Below are 15,293 nucleotides of genomic sequence, written 5' to 3' on the forward strand. Positions count from 1 at the left end.
GATGACGGCCGGCAACAACGGCGCCCCCGAGCCCGGGAACGACGACCCCTTCGGGTATCTGTACCGGCAGGACGGCGAGGACGCGGGTCAGACGTCCGTCGCGCAGCCGGGTGTGCCCCGCACGTCGTACAACCAGGTCCAGCGTGTCGGCGAGCGCCGCCAGCAGCAGCAACCCCCCGCCTACGGCTACCCGCAGGGCCAGCAGCAGCGGCCCCAGCAGCCGGGTTACGGCCAGCAGCCCCCGCAGCAGCCCGGCTACGGCCAGCAGCCGCAGGCGACCCAGGCCATGCCGCAGCCCGCTCCCGCCGGTCCCGGCGGCGGCCGCCGTGCCGCGGCCTCCCGCTCCACCGGCCCCAACAGCAAGGGCCTGCTGATCGGCGCCGTCGCCGTGGTCGCGGCGGTCGCGATCGGCATCGGCGTCGCCATGGCCAACGGCTCCGGCGACGACGCACAGGCGGGCGGCACCCCGTCGCCGACCGCGAGCGCCGGCACCGGCGACGACACGCCGCAGCCCTCCGCCAGCGACGCCGCGGGCGGTGAGCTGCCCGGCAAGACCGACGTGGCGAGCCTGCCCCTGTCGGGCGGCGCCTTCATCACCTCGGACGTGCCCGGCGCGAATGCCGCGGACGGCAAGTACGTCGCCGGGATGGACAAGGTGGGCGCCACTGTCACGTGGAAGTTCACCGCGCCCGACGACGGCGCGTACACCGTGTTCGTCGACTACAGCGTGCCCGGCGCCGACGGCAACGCGACCATAACGGTCAACGGCTCCAAGCAGGCCCGGCCCATCAGCCTGAAGAACTTCGCGAACGCCAAGCCGGGCGACTACGAGCACGGCTGGACCAACTCCTTCAGCTACATCGCCCTGAACAAGGGCGAGAACACGGTGACGCTCTCCTGCGAGGCGGGCAACCAGTGCAACTTCTACCTCGACCGGATGTGGCTGGAAGCGGGCCAGCACAAGAGCTGACCCGCCCGGGCCGGGGCGGGTCGGCCTAGCGCGGCTCTTCCTCCGCGCCGACCTCGATCCGCCCGAGCAGGTCCGCGTACGTCGCGCGGTCGAACTCGCCCGCCACCGGTGCGGCCACGGTCGCCGCCGACAGCGCCACGGCGCGGGCGAGCCGGCGCGGCCAGTCCAGTCCCTCCACGAGACCGGACAGCAGGCCGGCGACGGCGGAGTCGCCCGCGCCGGCCGGATTGCCGGCGACGGGCGCGGGCGGACGGGCGCGCAGCACGGAGCCGTCCTCGGTGAGGACGAGGAGGCCGTCGGGGCCGAGCGAGGCGGCGACGGCGCGGGCACCGCGGCGCCGGGCGTCGCGGGCGGCCCGCAGGGGCTCCAACGCCCCGGTGAGACCGGCCAGTTCGCCCGCGTTGGGCTTGACGAGGTCGGGCCGGGCGGCGAGTCCGCGCCGCAGCGGTTCACCGCTGGTGTCGAGCAGGACGGGTGTGCCCGAGGCCCGCGCGTCCCGCACGAGGTCGGCGTAGCAGCCGACGGGCAGCCCGGGCGGCAGGCTGCCGCAGAGCGCGACGGCCCGCGCGCCGTCGTCCAGGAGCTTGCGGTAGACGCCGAGGAAGGCCGTCCACTCCTCCGAAGTGATCGTGGGGCCGGGCTCGTTGAACATCGTCGTGCCGCCGCCGGACGCGTCCACGACGCCGACCGTGCGCCGGGTGGTGCCGGAGATGGGGACCAGGGCGTCGGTGACGCCGTCCACGGCGGCGAGGTGGTCCCGCAGCAGGGCGCCGGCGGGGCCGCCCGCGAAACCGGTCGCCACGGTCTCGTGGCCGAGGGCGGCCAGGACGCGGGCGACGTTCAGGCCCTTGCCACCGGGGCGTTCGGCGGTCTCCGACACCCGGTGGGTGGTGTGCGGCCGCAGCCGGGGGACGCGGTAGGTCACGTCGATGGCGGCGTTCAACGTGACGGTGACGATCACGCGAGATCCCTTCGAACAACGGGTGCGATGGGAAGGGATCATGCCAAAGGAACGGTCTCGGGCACAGACCCCGGGCTGCCGCCGGACCGCCTTTGTCCCGGTCGGAGGGCCCGCCGTCGGCTCCGGGCGCGACGCAGCCCCGCGGGCATGCCAAGCTTGGCCGGGTGGTGGTGCGCTTCCAGATCCTCGGGCCGGTCCGTTCCTGGCGGGACGGGGCCGAGGTGAAGCTGGGCCCCCCGAAGCAGCGGGCCCTGTTCGCCCTGTTGCTGGCCCAGAGCGGGCAACCGGTGCCATTGCACGCCATTTTGGACGCTCTGTGGGGCCAAGAGCCCCCCGAGACCGCGGTGAACGTGGTCCATCGGCACATCGGCGGGCTGCGCCGGCTGCTCGAACCCGGGCTGCCGACAGGGTCCGCGTCGCGCCGTCTGGTCCGTGACGCGGGCGGCTACCGGCTGGAGGTGGAGCCGGCGGAGCTGGACCTGCTGCAGTTCCGGGCGCTGCGCGTACAGGCGCGGAACCTGGCGCAGCGCGGCGACCGGGTCCGGGCCACCGGGCTGCTGGTCGACGCGCTGGGGCTGTGGCGGGGCCCGACGGCCTCCGGCATCGCGCCCGAGGTGCGGGCGCACCCGGTCTTCGCCGCCGTGGACAACGAGCACCTGGTCGCCGTGAAGGAGGCCGCCGGGTACGCGCCGGCCGCGGGGGACGCCCTGACGGAGCGGGTGCTGATCACCCTGCGGCAGGCCGCCGCCCACCATCCGCTGGACGAGGTGCTCCAGGCCCGGCTGATCGACCTGCTGGCCGCGACCGGGCACCAGGCGGAGGCGCTGGAGGTCTACCAGGGAGTACGGCTGCGGATCGCCGACGAGCTCGGGCTCGACCCGGGTCCGGAGCTGCGGGAGGCGCAGTACCGCGTGCTGGACGGCACGGCCGTGGACCGCGCGGCACCGGCGGAGGCGGTACCGGCACCCGCGCGACCCGTCGTGAGTCCAGCGGACCCAGCGGATGCGCCGGTCACAGCGGACGCGGCAGACACAGCGCCCCCGGCGGACGACGCCCCCGGCGGCGCGGTCCCGCTGCGCCCGGCGCAGCTGCCCCGGGACCTCGCCGCCTTCTCCGGGCGGCGTTCGGAGCTGGAACTGTCCCGGACGCTGCTGCCCGTCCCCGCGGAACCGGCGCAGGCCGTGGTGATCAGCGGCATGGCGGGGGTGGGCAAGACCACCCTGGCCGTGCACTGGGCCCATCAGGTCGCCGACCGCTTCCCGGACGGCCAGCTCTATCTGGACCTGCGCGGTTTCCACCTCACGGGCGCCGCGATGGGCACGGCCGAGGCACTGCGCGCGCTGCTCGACGCCTTCGGGATACCGGTCGGCCGCATCCCCGCGGGGCTGGAGGCGCAGGCCGCGCTCTACCGCAGCCTGCTGGCCGGCCGCCGTGTGCTGGTCGTGCTGGACAACGCCCGCGACTCCGAGCAGGTCCGCCCGCTGCTGCCGTCGGCGCCCGGCTGCCTGGCGGTCGTCACCAGCCGCCATCAGCTCCAGGGGCTGGTGGCCGCCGAGGGCGCCCGCTCCCTGACCCTGGACCTGCTCGGCGAGGACGACGCGGAGGAGCTGCTGGCCCTGCGGCTGGGCGCGGACCGGGTCGCCCGGGAACCGCTGGCCACCGCGGAGATCGTGGCGCTGTGCGGGCGGCTCCCGCTGGCGCTGGCCATCGTCAGCGCCCGCGCGGCCCTGAACCCGGGCTTCCCGCTGTCCGCGATCGCCGACGAGCTGCGCGAGAGCCACGGCAGCCTCGACGCCTTCACCGGTGAGCCGCCGCTGGGCGACGCGCGCAGCGTCTTCTCCTGGTCGTACCAGGCGCTGAGCACGGAGGCGGCCCGGCTGTTCCGGCTGCTGGCCGTGCATCCCGGGCCGGACTGCTCGGTGGCCGCCGCCGCGAGTCTCGCGGCCCGGCGCACCGGGCAGACGCGCGCGCTGCTCGCGGAGCTGGTCCGGGCGCAGCTGCTCTTCGAGAACGCGCCGGGCCGGTTCTCCTCGCACGGGCTGCTGCGGGCGTACGCGACGGAACTGACCGGCGAGCTCGACGACCCGGGGGAGGCGGCCGCGGCCGGGGTCCGGCTGCTCGACCACTACCTGCACAGCGCGCACACCGCCGTCGCCGCGCTCGCCCCGCACCGTGAACGGCTCGCGCTGCGCCGTCCGGCGCCGCACACCGTGCCCGAGCGCTTCACGGACCAGCGCGCGGCGGCCGACTGGCTCGATGCCGAACGGTCCGTGCTGCTGGCCGCCGTCGAGCAGGACGGCCGGCACGGGGACGGGTCGCACAGCTGGCGGCTGGCCGTGGTGCTGGAGCTGTACCTGGACCGCAACGGCCGCTGGCAGGAGCAGCGGACCGCGCAGACCACGGCCACCACGGCCGCGCAGCGGCAGGGCGACGTCCTCGGTCAGGCGCACGCGCACCGGGCGCTCGGTTTCGCGCTGGGGCGGCTGGACCGCTGGGAGGGTGCGCGCGAACACCTGCTCCGCGCCCTGCAGTTGTTCGGGGAGGTCGGCGAGGCCTGCGGCCAGGCCCGGGTCCACCGCTACTGGGCCTTCCTGTCGAACCGGCAGGGGCGGCACGACGACGCGCTGCGCCACTACGGGCTCGCCGGCGACTTGTACCGTGCGGCCGGGCAGCTCAACGGCGAGGCCAGCGTGCACAACGAGGTCGGCTGGACGTACATGCTGCTCGGCGAGTACGACCAGGCGGTGGAGGAGTGCCGCCGTTCGCTCGCCATCCACCAGGAGACCGGCGATCTCAACGGCGAGGCCGCCGCGTGGGACAGCCTGGGCTGCGCCTACCACCAACTGCGCGACCACCAAGAGGCGCTGGACTGCTTCCGGCGGGCGCTGCGGATGTACCGGGAGATCCGGGACGCGTACCTGGAGGCCGACACCCTCGTCCACATCGCCGACACCCACATCGCCGCCGGTGCCGTCAACGGCGCCGCGGGTGCGCTGCGTCAGGCGCTGGCGATCCTGGAGGGCATCGGTCATCCCGACGCCCGGGGGGTGCGCGAAAAATTGCACGGCACCGGGTTGAACCCAGTGGTGCCACGGGTCCGTGTATAGCGGCGTAGCTCCGGCCCGGAGCGGACGTCTGGTGGACCTGAGGAAGTGCGATGAACAAGAACGCGCGGAACGCCCTGTTCCTGACCGGTACGGCGCTGGCGCTGACGGCTGTCACCGCCTGCGGTCAGCAGACCGGCACGGGCGCCGCACCCGCGGCGGTGGAGCAGCCGGTGGTGAACGCGGTGTCCGGCTATCCCAACGTGGGTGACACGGTGTCGGCCCCGCCGGTGACGGAGGCGGCGTCCGGGCTGGCGGTGCGCACCGACACCCAGCTCAAGACGATCGTCGTGGACGGCAAGGGCAGGACCGTCTACGTCTTCAGCAAGGACACCACGCCCGGAGTGTCGAACTGCGAGGGCGACTGCGCGGCACAGTGGCCGCCGGTCCCCGCGGACGACACCCAGACCGCGAAGGGCCTGAACCAGGACCTGCTCGGCTCCATCACCCGTACCGACGGCTCCAAGCAGCTCACCCTCGCGGGCAAGCCGCTGTACTACTTCGCCAAGGACACGCAGCCCGGTGACACCAACGGCCAGGGCGTCAAGGGCGTGTGGTACGCCGCGGAGCCCGACGGCTGGAAGGCCGGTGTGGAGCGCCCGGCCCTCGGCGTGCTGAACGACCCCAAGCTCGGGAAGATCCTCCAGGACAAGAACGGCCGGACGCTGTACCTGTTCACCAAGGACGAGCCGTGGCCGATGAAGACCGCGTGCGACGCGACCTGCCTGCAGAAGTGGACCCCCACCGCCCCGGTGACCGCGGCCGACGCGAAGAAGGCGGGCCTCGACCCCAAGGCGCTGTTCACCTTCAACACGCCGAACGGCACCGCGCAGGAGGCGTTCAACTGCTGGCCCGGTTACACCTTCAAGGGCGACAGCCAGCCCGGCGACACCAACGGCCAGAACGTCAAGGGCGTGTGGTTCGCGATCAAGAAGGACATCACGGTCGACCGCGGCAAGACCGTTCCGGCGGCCAAGGGCTGACCGTCCCGGCCCGGGCGGCGCGAGCGCGCCGGCCCGGGGGTCCGGCCGACGGCCCGCCGGGGCATCCGCTGCCCCGGCGGGCCGTTGCCGTGCCCGGACCCGGGGCGTGGCGCGGATGGTCAGAATTGCGTCAGTTTTTCGGCATCGGTGCCTGCTTACGATCACGCCACGCGCTGATTCCGCCAGGAACATCGCCGAAGCAGGCACGAACCTTCGTGCCCGTCGGCCGGCGGGCCCCACGCCCGGTCCGGCCGCCGCCCGCCCCGCCCCGTCCTTCGGCGATCCGCGCACCGCTCCGGCCGTGCGGTGGTGCCGGTGCAGGAGCCGGGAGCGCCGACGGGGACGAGCTGTGCCTTCCAGGACCGACCATGACTTTCGCCGCCGCCCCGGGTGTCCGCCCCGCGGCACGCTCCGGACATCTGCTGACCCTTCTGGTGGCCGACCACGGCAAACCGCTGCTCGCCTACGCCGAGCGGCTGCTGCGGGACCGCCACATGGCGGAGGACGTCGTCCAGGAGACGCTGATCCGGGCCTGGCACCACACCGACCGGCTGTACGGCAGCGAGGGCTCCGTCCGGGGCTGGCTGCTGACGGTGGCCCGCAACCTGGCCATCGACCGCATCCGCAGCGCCCGCTCCCGCCACGAGACGGTGGGCGCGGACCATGACGACGTGGTCCAGCCCGACCACGCCGACGCCGTCCTGGCCTCGGTCGACGCGCGGGCCCTGCTGCGGCACCTGTCGCACGAGCACCGCGAGGTGCTCGTGCACACGTACCTGTTCGGCAGGACCGTGCAGGAGACGGCCAGGATCCTCGGGGTGCCCGCGGGCACGGTGAAGTCCCGGCAGCACTACGCGCTCAGCAATCTGCGCAGCCGGGTCGGCTCCGCGGCGAGCTGACCGCGGAGCCGACCCCGTTCACGTCCTTCAGGCCGGGACCGTCAGGCGCAGTCCGAGCACGGGGATGTCGACCCCGCCGTCCGCGTCGGCCGTCCAGCGCCAGTGGGCGCCGCCGACGTCGCCGCAGACCAGTCCGGTCCAGCCGGCCCCGCCGGGGCCGCACAGCTCGGCCAGTTCGGCTGCCTCCGAGCCCGTGGGCGTGCCGGCGATGACGACCAGGCCCAGGACCGGCCGGCGGGCGGCGGCGCCGCGCACCGTGGTGTGCTCCCCGGGAGCCGGGGACGCCGGTGCCGCCGCGCCCGCCTCGATGCGGACGACCTGCCGCAGCCCGGCGGGCAGCGTCAGCTGCGACGTGTCCTCGGGCCCGCGCAGGACGGTCACCGGGGTGCCGGGCCGGCTGCGGGCGACCTCTTCGAGCAGGCCGTTCACCACGTCGCGGGCGACGTCGCGGTCGCCGGTGACGCTGAGCACCCCGTCGAGCCGGCTGAGGTCGTAGAAGACCGGTTCCCCGTCCGCTTCGACACCGACCCGCACCAGGCAGGCCCGGTCGTCCGGGACCCGGGAGGTGCCGGTGCCGGCGGTGGTGCGCCACCGGGTGCCCTCCGGCCCGTCGAGTGCCGTCCACGGGGCGCCGGGTGCGTCACCGGGGGTCAGCCACGCGGTCACCCCGGTGCTGTCCACGCGCAGGGCGTGCACCGGGCGCTCCGGGGCGGCGCCGGGGCCGGACAGTTCGGCGGCGGCCGCGTAGGCGCGGCGCACGGAGCCCGCGTCGGCGGCGAAGCGCCGGCCCACGGTGCGGCGCAGCGCCAGGCGGCGGCGCCGGGCGACGGGATCGCCGAGCCGGCGCACCGCGCGGCCCAGTGCGGCCCACGCGGCGCGCACATGGCGGCGTCCGACGATGCCCGCGGTCACCAGGGCGAGCAGAACGGCGCCCAGTACGGCGATCGCGGCCGGCAGCGGAATGGTGAATGCGGTACCGCCGCCCGTGCCTGTGCCCGTCGTCGCGCTGTCGGCGGCCGGGGGCGCGGAGGCGTTCTGGGCGGCGTTGTCCCGGGCCAGTTGGACGTCGGGGCCCGAGGCGTCCTGCGGCAGCCGCAGGATCCAGCCGGGGTGCAGCTGCTCGTCCGGGCTGGTGAGGGCGGAGCCGTCGGTCTGCGCCTGCCCGCGGTTGAGGTCGAAGATCTCCCCGGCGCGGGCCGGGTCGCCGAGGGTGCTCGCCGCGACGGACGCGAGTGTCGCGGGCGCTCCCCCGGCCGCCGCGGTGTCCTGGACCACGAAGACCTTCACCAGCTGGTCGTCCGCGCTCGCCGGGGCGGCGCCCGCCGCGAACAGGGCCCAGAGCGCGAGCAGTACCGCGGCCGCGGCGCGGCGCACGGCCGTCCCGCGGGCGGGTGCGGCCGTACCGGCACCCGGCCGGTGCCGCCCTGTGGCGCTGACGCCGTCTCTCATCGTCTCCACCCAAGTCGTCGTGTGCGTGCCGGGCCGTGGTCCGGGGTTCCGGGTTCCGTCACCCCCTACACGGGGCGCCCCGTGAAAAAGGTTCGAAAGAGATCTGAACCAAGTCCCGGTGGGCGCCGTGTGGCAAGCGACAACGAACACGGAGCTGGGAGGGGCAAGGATGGGACGCCGGCACGCGAGCGACGAGGACTTCCGTCTCGTCGGGCTCGACCGGGACCCGACGCCGGGTGACCCCGAACTGATCCGCGGGATCGTCAAGCGGTACCAGGACGTCGGTGACGCCGCCGAGAAGGCGCTCAACATCCTCAAGAAGGACGGCACCATCTCCCTCGGCCGCGGTTCGGCCATGGACCAGCTCAAGGAGAAGATCGGTGACGACCTTCCCGACAAGCTGAACAAGACGGCGACCTCGTACCACGACGCGGCCCGCGCCTACACCGACTACATCCCCCGCCTCCAGGAAGCCCAGGACACCTTCGACCGCGCCGTCGACCAGGCCCGTTCGGCCGCCGCGAAGGCCGGCCAGACGCCCAAGACGCTCGGCGAGAACCCCACCGACGAGGAGAAGTCGCAGGCCCGCGCGGTCCAGGACGAGATCGACGCGGGCAACAACGAGCTCGGGGCCGCCAAGGGACTGGCCCAGCAGGCCAAGCAGATGCGGGAGTCCGCGCAGCGCACCTGCGCCGATGTCCTGGACCAGGCGGCGTCGGAGGCGATTCCCGAGCGCAACGTCTTCCAGAAGATCGCCGACTTCTTCAAGGACTTCCCGTTCGTCCAGATCCTGCTGGCCGCGCTGATCGCCGTGGTGGCCGTGTTCTTCCCGGTGGTGGGAGCGCTGCTCGGCGGGGCGTTGTTCGTCTTCAACCAAGTGGTGGCGAGTCAGACGGGGGGCATCAAGGCCGGTGACTTCGTCGCCGGGCTGATCGGCATCATCCCCGGTGCCTCCCTGTTCAAGCTCGGCAGCAAGGCGGTCCAGGCGATCGCCCCGGCCGCGGTCGCCGCGATCAAGAACTCCGGGACCATCGCCAAGGTCTCCGGCACGATCACCAAGGTCGGCGAGTCGATCACCGCCAACAAGGCGGTCGGCGCGGTGCTGGCCAACCCGGTGGGCAAGACGGCCGTGGACGTCAGCGGCAAGTTCCTGACCAACTCCGCGCTGGAGGCGGCCGCCAAGGCCGCCAACCACGACAAGATCACCGCGGCCGGTGTCTTCGCGGGCGCCGCCGCCGGCGCGGTCGCCGGGACGGCGTTCAAGGGCGGCATCGGCAAGATCGGTTCCGCGCGCGGCAACGCGCCGGTACCGCCCGGGGGCGGCGGCCGGTTCGGCGACACCACTGATCCCGCGCTGGGCGACTCGATCGGCAAGCGGGCCTCGGACCAGGTCGGCGGCTTCATCGAGGAGGGCTCGACCCTCGGCGCGAAGATCGGTGTCGGGGTGGCCCAGGGCGGCGACCCCAACGAGGTCGCGGCCGGGGAGATCGCCAACTCCGCGCCCAAGCTGGGTTCCGGGCCGGTCGGTGTCGCGGGGCTGGGACGCAAGATCGACGGTGTCGCCGACGGCATCCCCATCAAGGGCTCCACCGGCCCGGCGACCACGACCCCGGCACCGCCGGCGGGCACCGGCCCGGCGCACACGGTGGACCCGGCGGACGTGCCCCTGCCGCCCTCGCCGACCTCGCCCACGGCCCCGGCCTCGCCCCACTCGCCCACGCCGCCCGCCTCCCCGACTGCCCCCACGCCGCCCGCTTCCCCGACCGCGCCCACGGCCCCGGCCGCACCCGCGGGCACCGGCGCGGCGCACACGGTGAACCCGGCGGACGTGCCGCTGCCGCCGTCGCCCACGACCGGGCGGCCACCGCTGACCCCGCTGGACATCCCGCCGCAGAGCCCGGCGGCCCCGCCGGGCGGCGGTGCCTCGCCGGCCGGTTCCGGCAGCGACGGCTTCACCACCGCACCCACCAGCCCCGCCGGAGGCGACGGCTTCACCACCGCGCCGACCAGCCCCGCCGGAGGCGACGGGACGACGGGGGCCGACGGCCGCTAGCGCCGTCCGGGACCCGTACCTCACAGACCTCCGTCCCTCCGAGGGACGGATTCTTCACCCGATCACGCAAGGAGTACCGACATGCCCGACTACCGCGTCAACTCGGACGAGACCGCTTCCACCTCGCAGGCGCTGCTCAACGACTTCTCGCAGCTCCAGGACAAGCTGAGCGAGGTCAAGGGCAAGATCTCCAACCTGCTCGCCAACGGCTACAGCACCCCGGCCGCCCAGCAGAAGTTCTCGCCGTTCTTCGACGAGTTCGCCAAGGGCTTCGACCAGGTCAACCAGGGTCTGCAGGGCATCGGACAGTACGTCCGCTCCGTCGGCGACGCGTTCTCGCAGACCGACGACCAGCTCGGCTCCAACCTCGGCTGAGCCCGCTCCCCCCGTCCCGCCCCTCCGTGAGAAAGACGATGCATCGTGCGTTTGAACGTCAGCGTCCGTGACCCCCGGGTCGAGGGGGTGTCCACCACCGTCGTCGTCGAGACCGAGCCGACCGCACGGGCCGGCACTCTCGCGGCGGAACTCGCGCGGGCCGTCGACCACGAGGGGGCCGGCGGGGCGGGGGGGCCCGCCCTGTTCACCGGGGCGGGGGAGATCGACCCGGACGCCACCCTCCAGGCGGCCGGGGTGCGGGACGGCATGGACCTCGGGCTCGGTTCCGCCCTGCCGGCGGAGTCCGAGCCCGAGGGGCGCACCGAGATCCGGCTGGTGTCGGGGCGGGGCGCGGGCACGGTCTTCCGGCTGGTGCCCGGCGAGTACGACCTCGGCAGCGACCGCACCTGCCGCATCCGGCTGGCCGAGGACGCCCCGGCGTTCGCGGCCCGGATCCGGGTGCGGCTCGACGGTGGTGCGGAACTGCTGTCCGCGGCCGACGCGTTGCTCGACGGCAAGGCGCCGGCGGCCGGTGCGGCCTGGCGCGAGGGCAGTCAGCTCGCCGTCGGCGACACCCTGCTGGAGCTGGCGTCGCGCGAGGCGGCGACCGCGCCGCTGACCCCGGCCGCCGACGGCCTGGGCCTGGAGTTCAACCGGCCGCCGCGCTTCCTGCCCGCTCGCGCGGGCGGCAAGTTCCGGCTCCCGACGCCGCCCGTGCGGCCCGACAAGCGGCCCGTCCCGCTGCTGCCGATCCTGCTGCTGCCCGCGGGCAGCGCGGCGATCGCCATCTTCGTCACCAAGAGCTGGGTCTTCGTCTTCATCGCCCTGCTCTCGCCGCTCGCCGCGCTGTTCACCCAGTTCGGCGGGCGCAAGCAGGCGATGCTGAAGTACCTGGAGAAGAAGGAGGAGTACGAGGGCGCGCTGCGACGGGTCGAGGCGGACGTCGAGTCCGCCGTCCTGGAGGAGCAGCGCGGGCTGCGGCTGTCGCTGCCCGATCCGGCCTCGCTGCTGCAGATGGCCGTGCGGCCGTCCGAGCGGCTGTGGGAACGGCGCTGGCAGGACCCGGACTTCCTCTCCGTCCGGGTGGGGACGGCCGATCTTCCCTCGTCGCTGAGCGTCGAGGACCCCACCCAGGACGAGCACCGGCGCACCACCGTGCCGCTCCTGGGCCAGGTGCCGGTCTCCGTGCCGCTGCGCAGGGCCGGGGTGGCGGGGCTCGCCGGTCCCGGCGCCGAGCGGCTCGCCGGGTGGATGGCGGCCCAGGCCGCCGCCCTGCACAGCCCGGCGGACCTGCGGATCGTCGTGCTCGCCGGGCCCGAGGGGGAGGCGGCGTGGTCGTGGGCCCGCTGGCTGCCGCACGCGCAGGCCCAGGGCGAGGACGCCTACGCGCTGGTGGGCAGCACCACCGAGTCGCTGGCCCGCCGCATCGGCGAACTGGGCCAGATCGTCACGTCCCGTATGGCGGCCGGACCGGATCTGGTCCGGGGCGGCGTCAACGGCTACCCGGACATCCTGGTCGTGCTGGAGCAGGCCCGCAGGGCCCGTTCGCTGCCGGGCGTGATCGCCCTGCTGCGGGACGGGCCGTCGGTGGGTGTCCACACCCTGTGCATCGACCGCGAGGAGCGGCTGCTGCCCGAGGAGTGCGGCGCGGTCGTCGTCACCGGGGACACCGCGCAGGGTGTCTCGCGGGTCCGCACCGGAACCGGCTCCGCCCTGGAGGGCGTGCGCACCGACTCGCCGGAGCCCGCCTGGTACGAGCGCTTCGGCCGGGCGCTGGCGCCGCTGCGCGGTGTCGGCGACAGCGACGAGAGCGCGCTGCCCGGCTCGGTCCGGCTGCTGGACCTGCTGGGCCTCGAACCGCCCACCGCGGAGGCGGTGGTGGCGGGCTGGTCGCTCGGCGGCCGCAGCACGCGGGCGGTCTTGGGCACCGGCTACGACGGGGACTTCTCGGTCGACCTGGTCCGCGACGGGCCGCACGCGCTGATCGCGGGCACCACCGGTTCGGGCAAGTCCGAGCTGCTGCAGACTTTGGTCGCCACGCTCGCGGTGGTGAACCGGCCGGACGAGATGACCTTTGTGCTCATCGACTACAAGGGCGGCAGCGCCTTCGCCGAGTGCGCCGACCTGCCGCACACCGTCGGCCTGGTCACCGACCTGGACACGCACCTGGTGGAGCGCGCCCTGGTCTCGCTGGGCGCGGAACTGCGCCGCCGGGAGACCCAGTTGGCGCAGGCCGGGGCCAAGGACATCGAGGACTACCTCGACAAGCGGTCCCGCGGCGGCGACGTGCTGCCGCCGCTGCCCCGGCTGCTCCTGGTCGTCGACGAGTTCGCGTCCATGGTGCGCGAACTGCCCGACTTCATCTCGGGCCTGGTCAACATCGCCCAGCGCGGGCGTTCGCTGGGCATCCACATGGTGCTGGCGACCCAGCGTCCCGGCGGCGCGGTGACCCCGGACATCCGGGCCAACACCAACCTGCGGATCGCGCTGCGCACCACCGACACCACCGAGAGCCGCGACATCATCGACGCCCCCGACTCGGGGGAGATCTCGCCCGCCAACCCGGGACGCGCCTACGCGCGCCTGGGCCCGTCGGCGTTGCTGCCGTTCCAGTCCGGGCGCGTCGGCGGCCGGCGGCCCGGCGGCGCGGTCGCCGAGGGCACCGAAGTGCCGGTCCGGGCCCACGCGGTGACCTGGCGGGAGCTCGGCGGGCCGCTGCCCACCGGCGGTTCCCGCGGCGCCCGCAGGGGCCTGGCGCAGGCGGAGGCGGTCACCGACCTCGCGGTGCTCACCGCGTCTGTCGCCCAGGCCGCGCGGCTGGCCGGGGTTCCCCGGCAGCCGAGCCCCTGGCTGCCCGCGCTGCCCGAGGTGCTGGAGTGGACGGCGCCGCCCGCGCCCAAACCGGCCGGCGAACGGGAGGCCGAACTGCCGCCCGTCGCCTACGGCATGGTGGACCTGCCCGCGCGGCAGACCCGCGCCGCGCTGGAGTTCGACATCGACCGGGCGGGCCACCTGCACCTCATCGGCTCGCCCCGCAGCGGCCGTTCCCAGTCGCTGCGCACCCTCGCCGCCGCCCTGGCGCAGGCGCACGGCGCGGACGACGTCCATCTGTACGGGATCGACTGCGGCAACGGCGCGCTCAACGCGCTCACCGCGCTGCCGCACTGCGGCGCGGTCGTGGACCGCAACCAGGTGGAGCGCCTGGGCCGGCTGCTGGACCGGCTGAACGCCGAACTCACCGCCCGGCAGGGCGTGCTCGGCACCCGCGGCGCCGCCGACCTCGCCGAGCTGCGCCGCACCCAGGCCGCGGGGGAGCGGCTGCCGCACATCGTGCTCCTGGTGGACCGCTTCGAGGTCTTCGAGCGCGAGTTCACCGCGTACGACAACGGCAGCCTCATGGAGCGCATGATCAGGCTGCTGCGGGACGGTGCGGGCGTCGGCATCCACCTCGTGCTCGCGGGCGACCGGGTGCTGGGCTCCAGCCGGTTCTCCGGCACCACCGAGGACAAGATCGTCCTCAAGCTCAACGACCGCCAGGACTACTCGTCGGTCGGCGTCCCGTCCAAGTCGGCGCCGAGCGACCCGGCCCCGGGGCGCGGCATCCGCACCCTGGACCTGGCGGAGGCCCAGATCGCGGTCCTGACCGGTGACCTCTCCGGCGCGGCGCAGGGCCAGTTCCTCACCGCGCTCGGCACGGCGCTCGCCGAACGCGAGGCCGGTGTGCCGGCGGAGCGCGGGCCGCTGCGCCTGGACGTCCTGCCGGACCGGATCGCCTACCGCGACGCGCTGGCCCTGCACACCCGGCGCGGGCCGATGCGCCCGCTGGTCGCGGTCGGCGGCGACACCCTCGCCTCGCTGGGCCCGGACCTCGCCGACGTTCCCACGTTCGTCGTCGCCGGGCCGCCGCGGACCGGCCGCAGCACGGTGCTGCTCACCGCCGCGCACTCGCTGCTGGCGGAGGGCACGGGCCTGGTGCTGCTGGCGCCGCGCCGCTCGCCGCTGCGCGAACTGGAGGGCAGGCCCGGGGTGGCGGCCGTGATCACCGACGCGCAGGTGACGGTCGAGGAGTTCCGGGGGGTGCTCGGCGCCATTCCGCAGGACAACGCGGTGGTGGTCGTGGACGACGCCGAGCTGTTCATGGGCTCCGACATCGACGCCGACCTGGCGCTGCTCGCCCGGGGCGGCGCGGGCAACGGCTGGGGCGTGCTGGCCGCCGGCAACGCCGAGTCGCTGGCGCTGAGCCTGGCCGGCTGGATGGGCCAGGTGAAGCGGAACCGCACCGGCATGCTGCTGTCGCCGCAGGGCCTGGCCGACGGCGAGGTCATCGGCGTCAAGCTGACCCGCGGGGTGGTCGGCCAGGCGCCGCAGCCCGGCCGCGGCCTGATCCACCTCGGCGACGGGTCGCTGCGGGCGGTGCAGGTGCCGCTGTCCGGCACGGAGGTCTGACGCCGGACGACACGCACGAAGGGCGGCCGGGACGCGATGTCCCGGCCGCCCTT

General features: G+C 74.7%; 9 protein-coding genes. 7 read left to right on the top strand and 2 right to left on the bottom strand.

Annotated features, from left to right (window positions below):
* Position 1: 1 nt before the first annotated feature.
* The gene (locus ABZ883_RS03730) at positions 2-970 is read left to right on the top strand and encodes a carbohydrate-binding protein (protein WP_360900877.1); all 969 of its coding nucleotides are present in this window, start codon (positions 2-4) and stop codon (positions 968-970) included.
* Positions 971-995: 25 nt separating this feature from the next.
* On the opposite strand, the gene ABZ883_RS03735 is transcribed toward ABZ883_RS03730, so the two are convergent.
* The gene (locus ABZ883_RS03735; protein WP_360900880.1) at positions 996-1,931 is read right to left on the bottom strand and encodes a 1-phosphofructokinase family hexose kinase; all 936 of its coding nucleotides are present in this window, start codon (positions 1,929-1,931) and stop codon (positions 996-998) included.
* A 164-nt stretch (positions 1,932-2,095) separates the two neighbouring features.
* Between ABZ883_RS03735 and ABZ883_RS03740 the strand changes: the two genes are divergently transcribed.
* The 3 genes from ABZ883_RS03740 to ABZ883_RS03750 all read left to right on the top strand — a co-directional run bounded on the left by ABZ883_RS03740 (position 2,096) and on the right by ABZ883_RS03750 (position 6,917).
* The gene (locus ABZ883_RS03740; RefSeq protein ID WP_360900883.1) at positions 2,096-5,038 is read left to right on the top strand and encodes a BTAD domain-containing putative transcriptional regulator; all 2,943 of its coding nucleotides are present in this window, start codon (positions 2,096-2,098) and stop codon (positions 5,036-5,038) included.
* A gap of 50 nt (positions 5,039-5,088) precedes the next feature.
* The gene (locus ABZ883_RS03745; RefSeq protein WP_360900886.1) at positions 5,089-6,018 is read left to right on the top strand and encodes an SCO0930 family lipoprotein; all 930 of its coding nucleotides are present in this window, start codon (positions 5,089-5,091) and stop codon (positions 6,016-6,018) included.
* 368 nt (positions 6,019-6,386) lie between these two features.
* Entirely contained in the window at positions 6,387-6,917 is a 531-nt protein-coding gene (locus ABZ883_RS03750; protein ID WP_360900889.1) for a sigma-70 family RNA polymerase sigma factor, read from the top strand.
* A gap of 27 nt (positions 6,918-6,944) precedes the next feature.
* Here ABZ883_RS03750 and ABZ883_RS03755 read toward each other — a convergent pair whose 3' ends face one another.
* A complete protein-coding gene (locus ABZ883_RS03755) occupies positions 6,945-8,375 on the bottom strand; it encodes a hypothetical protein (protein ID WP_360900892.1) in 1,431 nt (476 codons plus the stop codon).
* Between the two features lie 160 nt (positions 8,376-8,535).
* Here ABZ883_RS03755 and ABZ883_RS03760 point away from each other — a divergent pair, with 160 nt between their 5' ends.
* The 3 genes from ABZ883_RS03760 (at position 8,536) to ABZ883_RS03770 (ending at position 15,240) form a co-directional block, all read left to right on the top strand.
* On the top strand, positions 8,536-10,419 hold the full coding sequence (locus tag ABZ883_RS03760; protein ID WP_360900895.1) for a hypothetical protein: 1,884 nt from the start codon (positions 8,536-8,538) through the stop codon (positions 10,417-10,419).
* A gap of 81 nt (positions 10,420-10,500) precedes the next feature.
* Positions 10,501-10,794 carry a WXG100 family type VII secretion target gene (locus ABZ883_RS03765; protein ID WP_319662927.1) on the top strand — a complete coding sequence of 98 codons (294 nt, stop codon included), beginning with the start codon at positions 10,501-10,503 and terminating at the stop codon, positions 10,792-10,794.
* Between the two features lie 45 nt (positions 10,795-10,839).
* Positions 10,840-15,240, top strand: coding sequence for an FtsK/SpoIIIE domain-containing protein (locus ABZ883_RS03770; RefSeq protein WP_360900898.1), 4,401 nt, complete (start codon positions 10,840-10,842; stop codon positions 15,238-15,240).
* Positions 15,241-15,293 lie beyond the last annotated feature (53 nt).

The sequence above is a fragment of the Streptomyces sp. NPDC046977 genome, assembly GCF_040644455.1.
GTDB lineage: Bacteria > Actinomycetota > Actinomycetes > Streptomycetales > Streptomycetaceae > Actinacidiphila.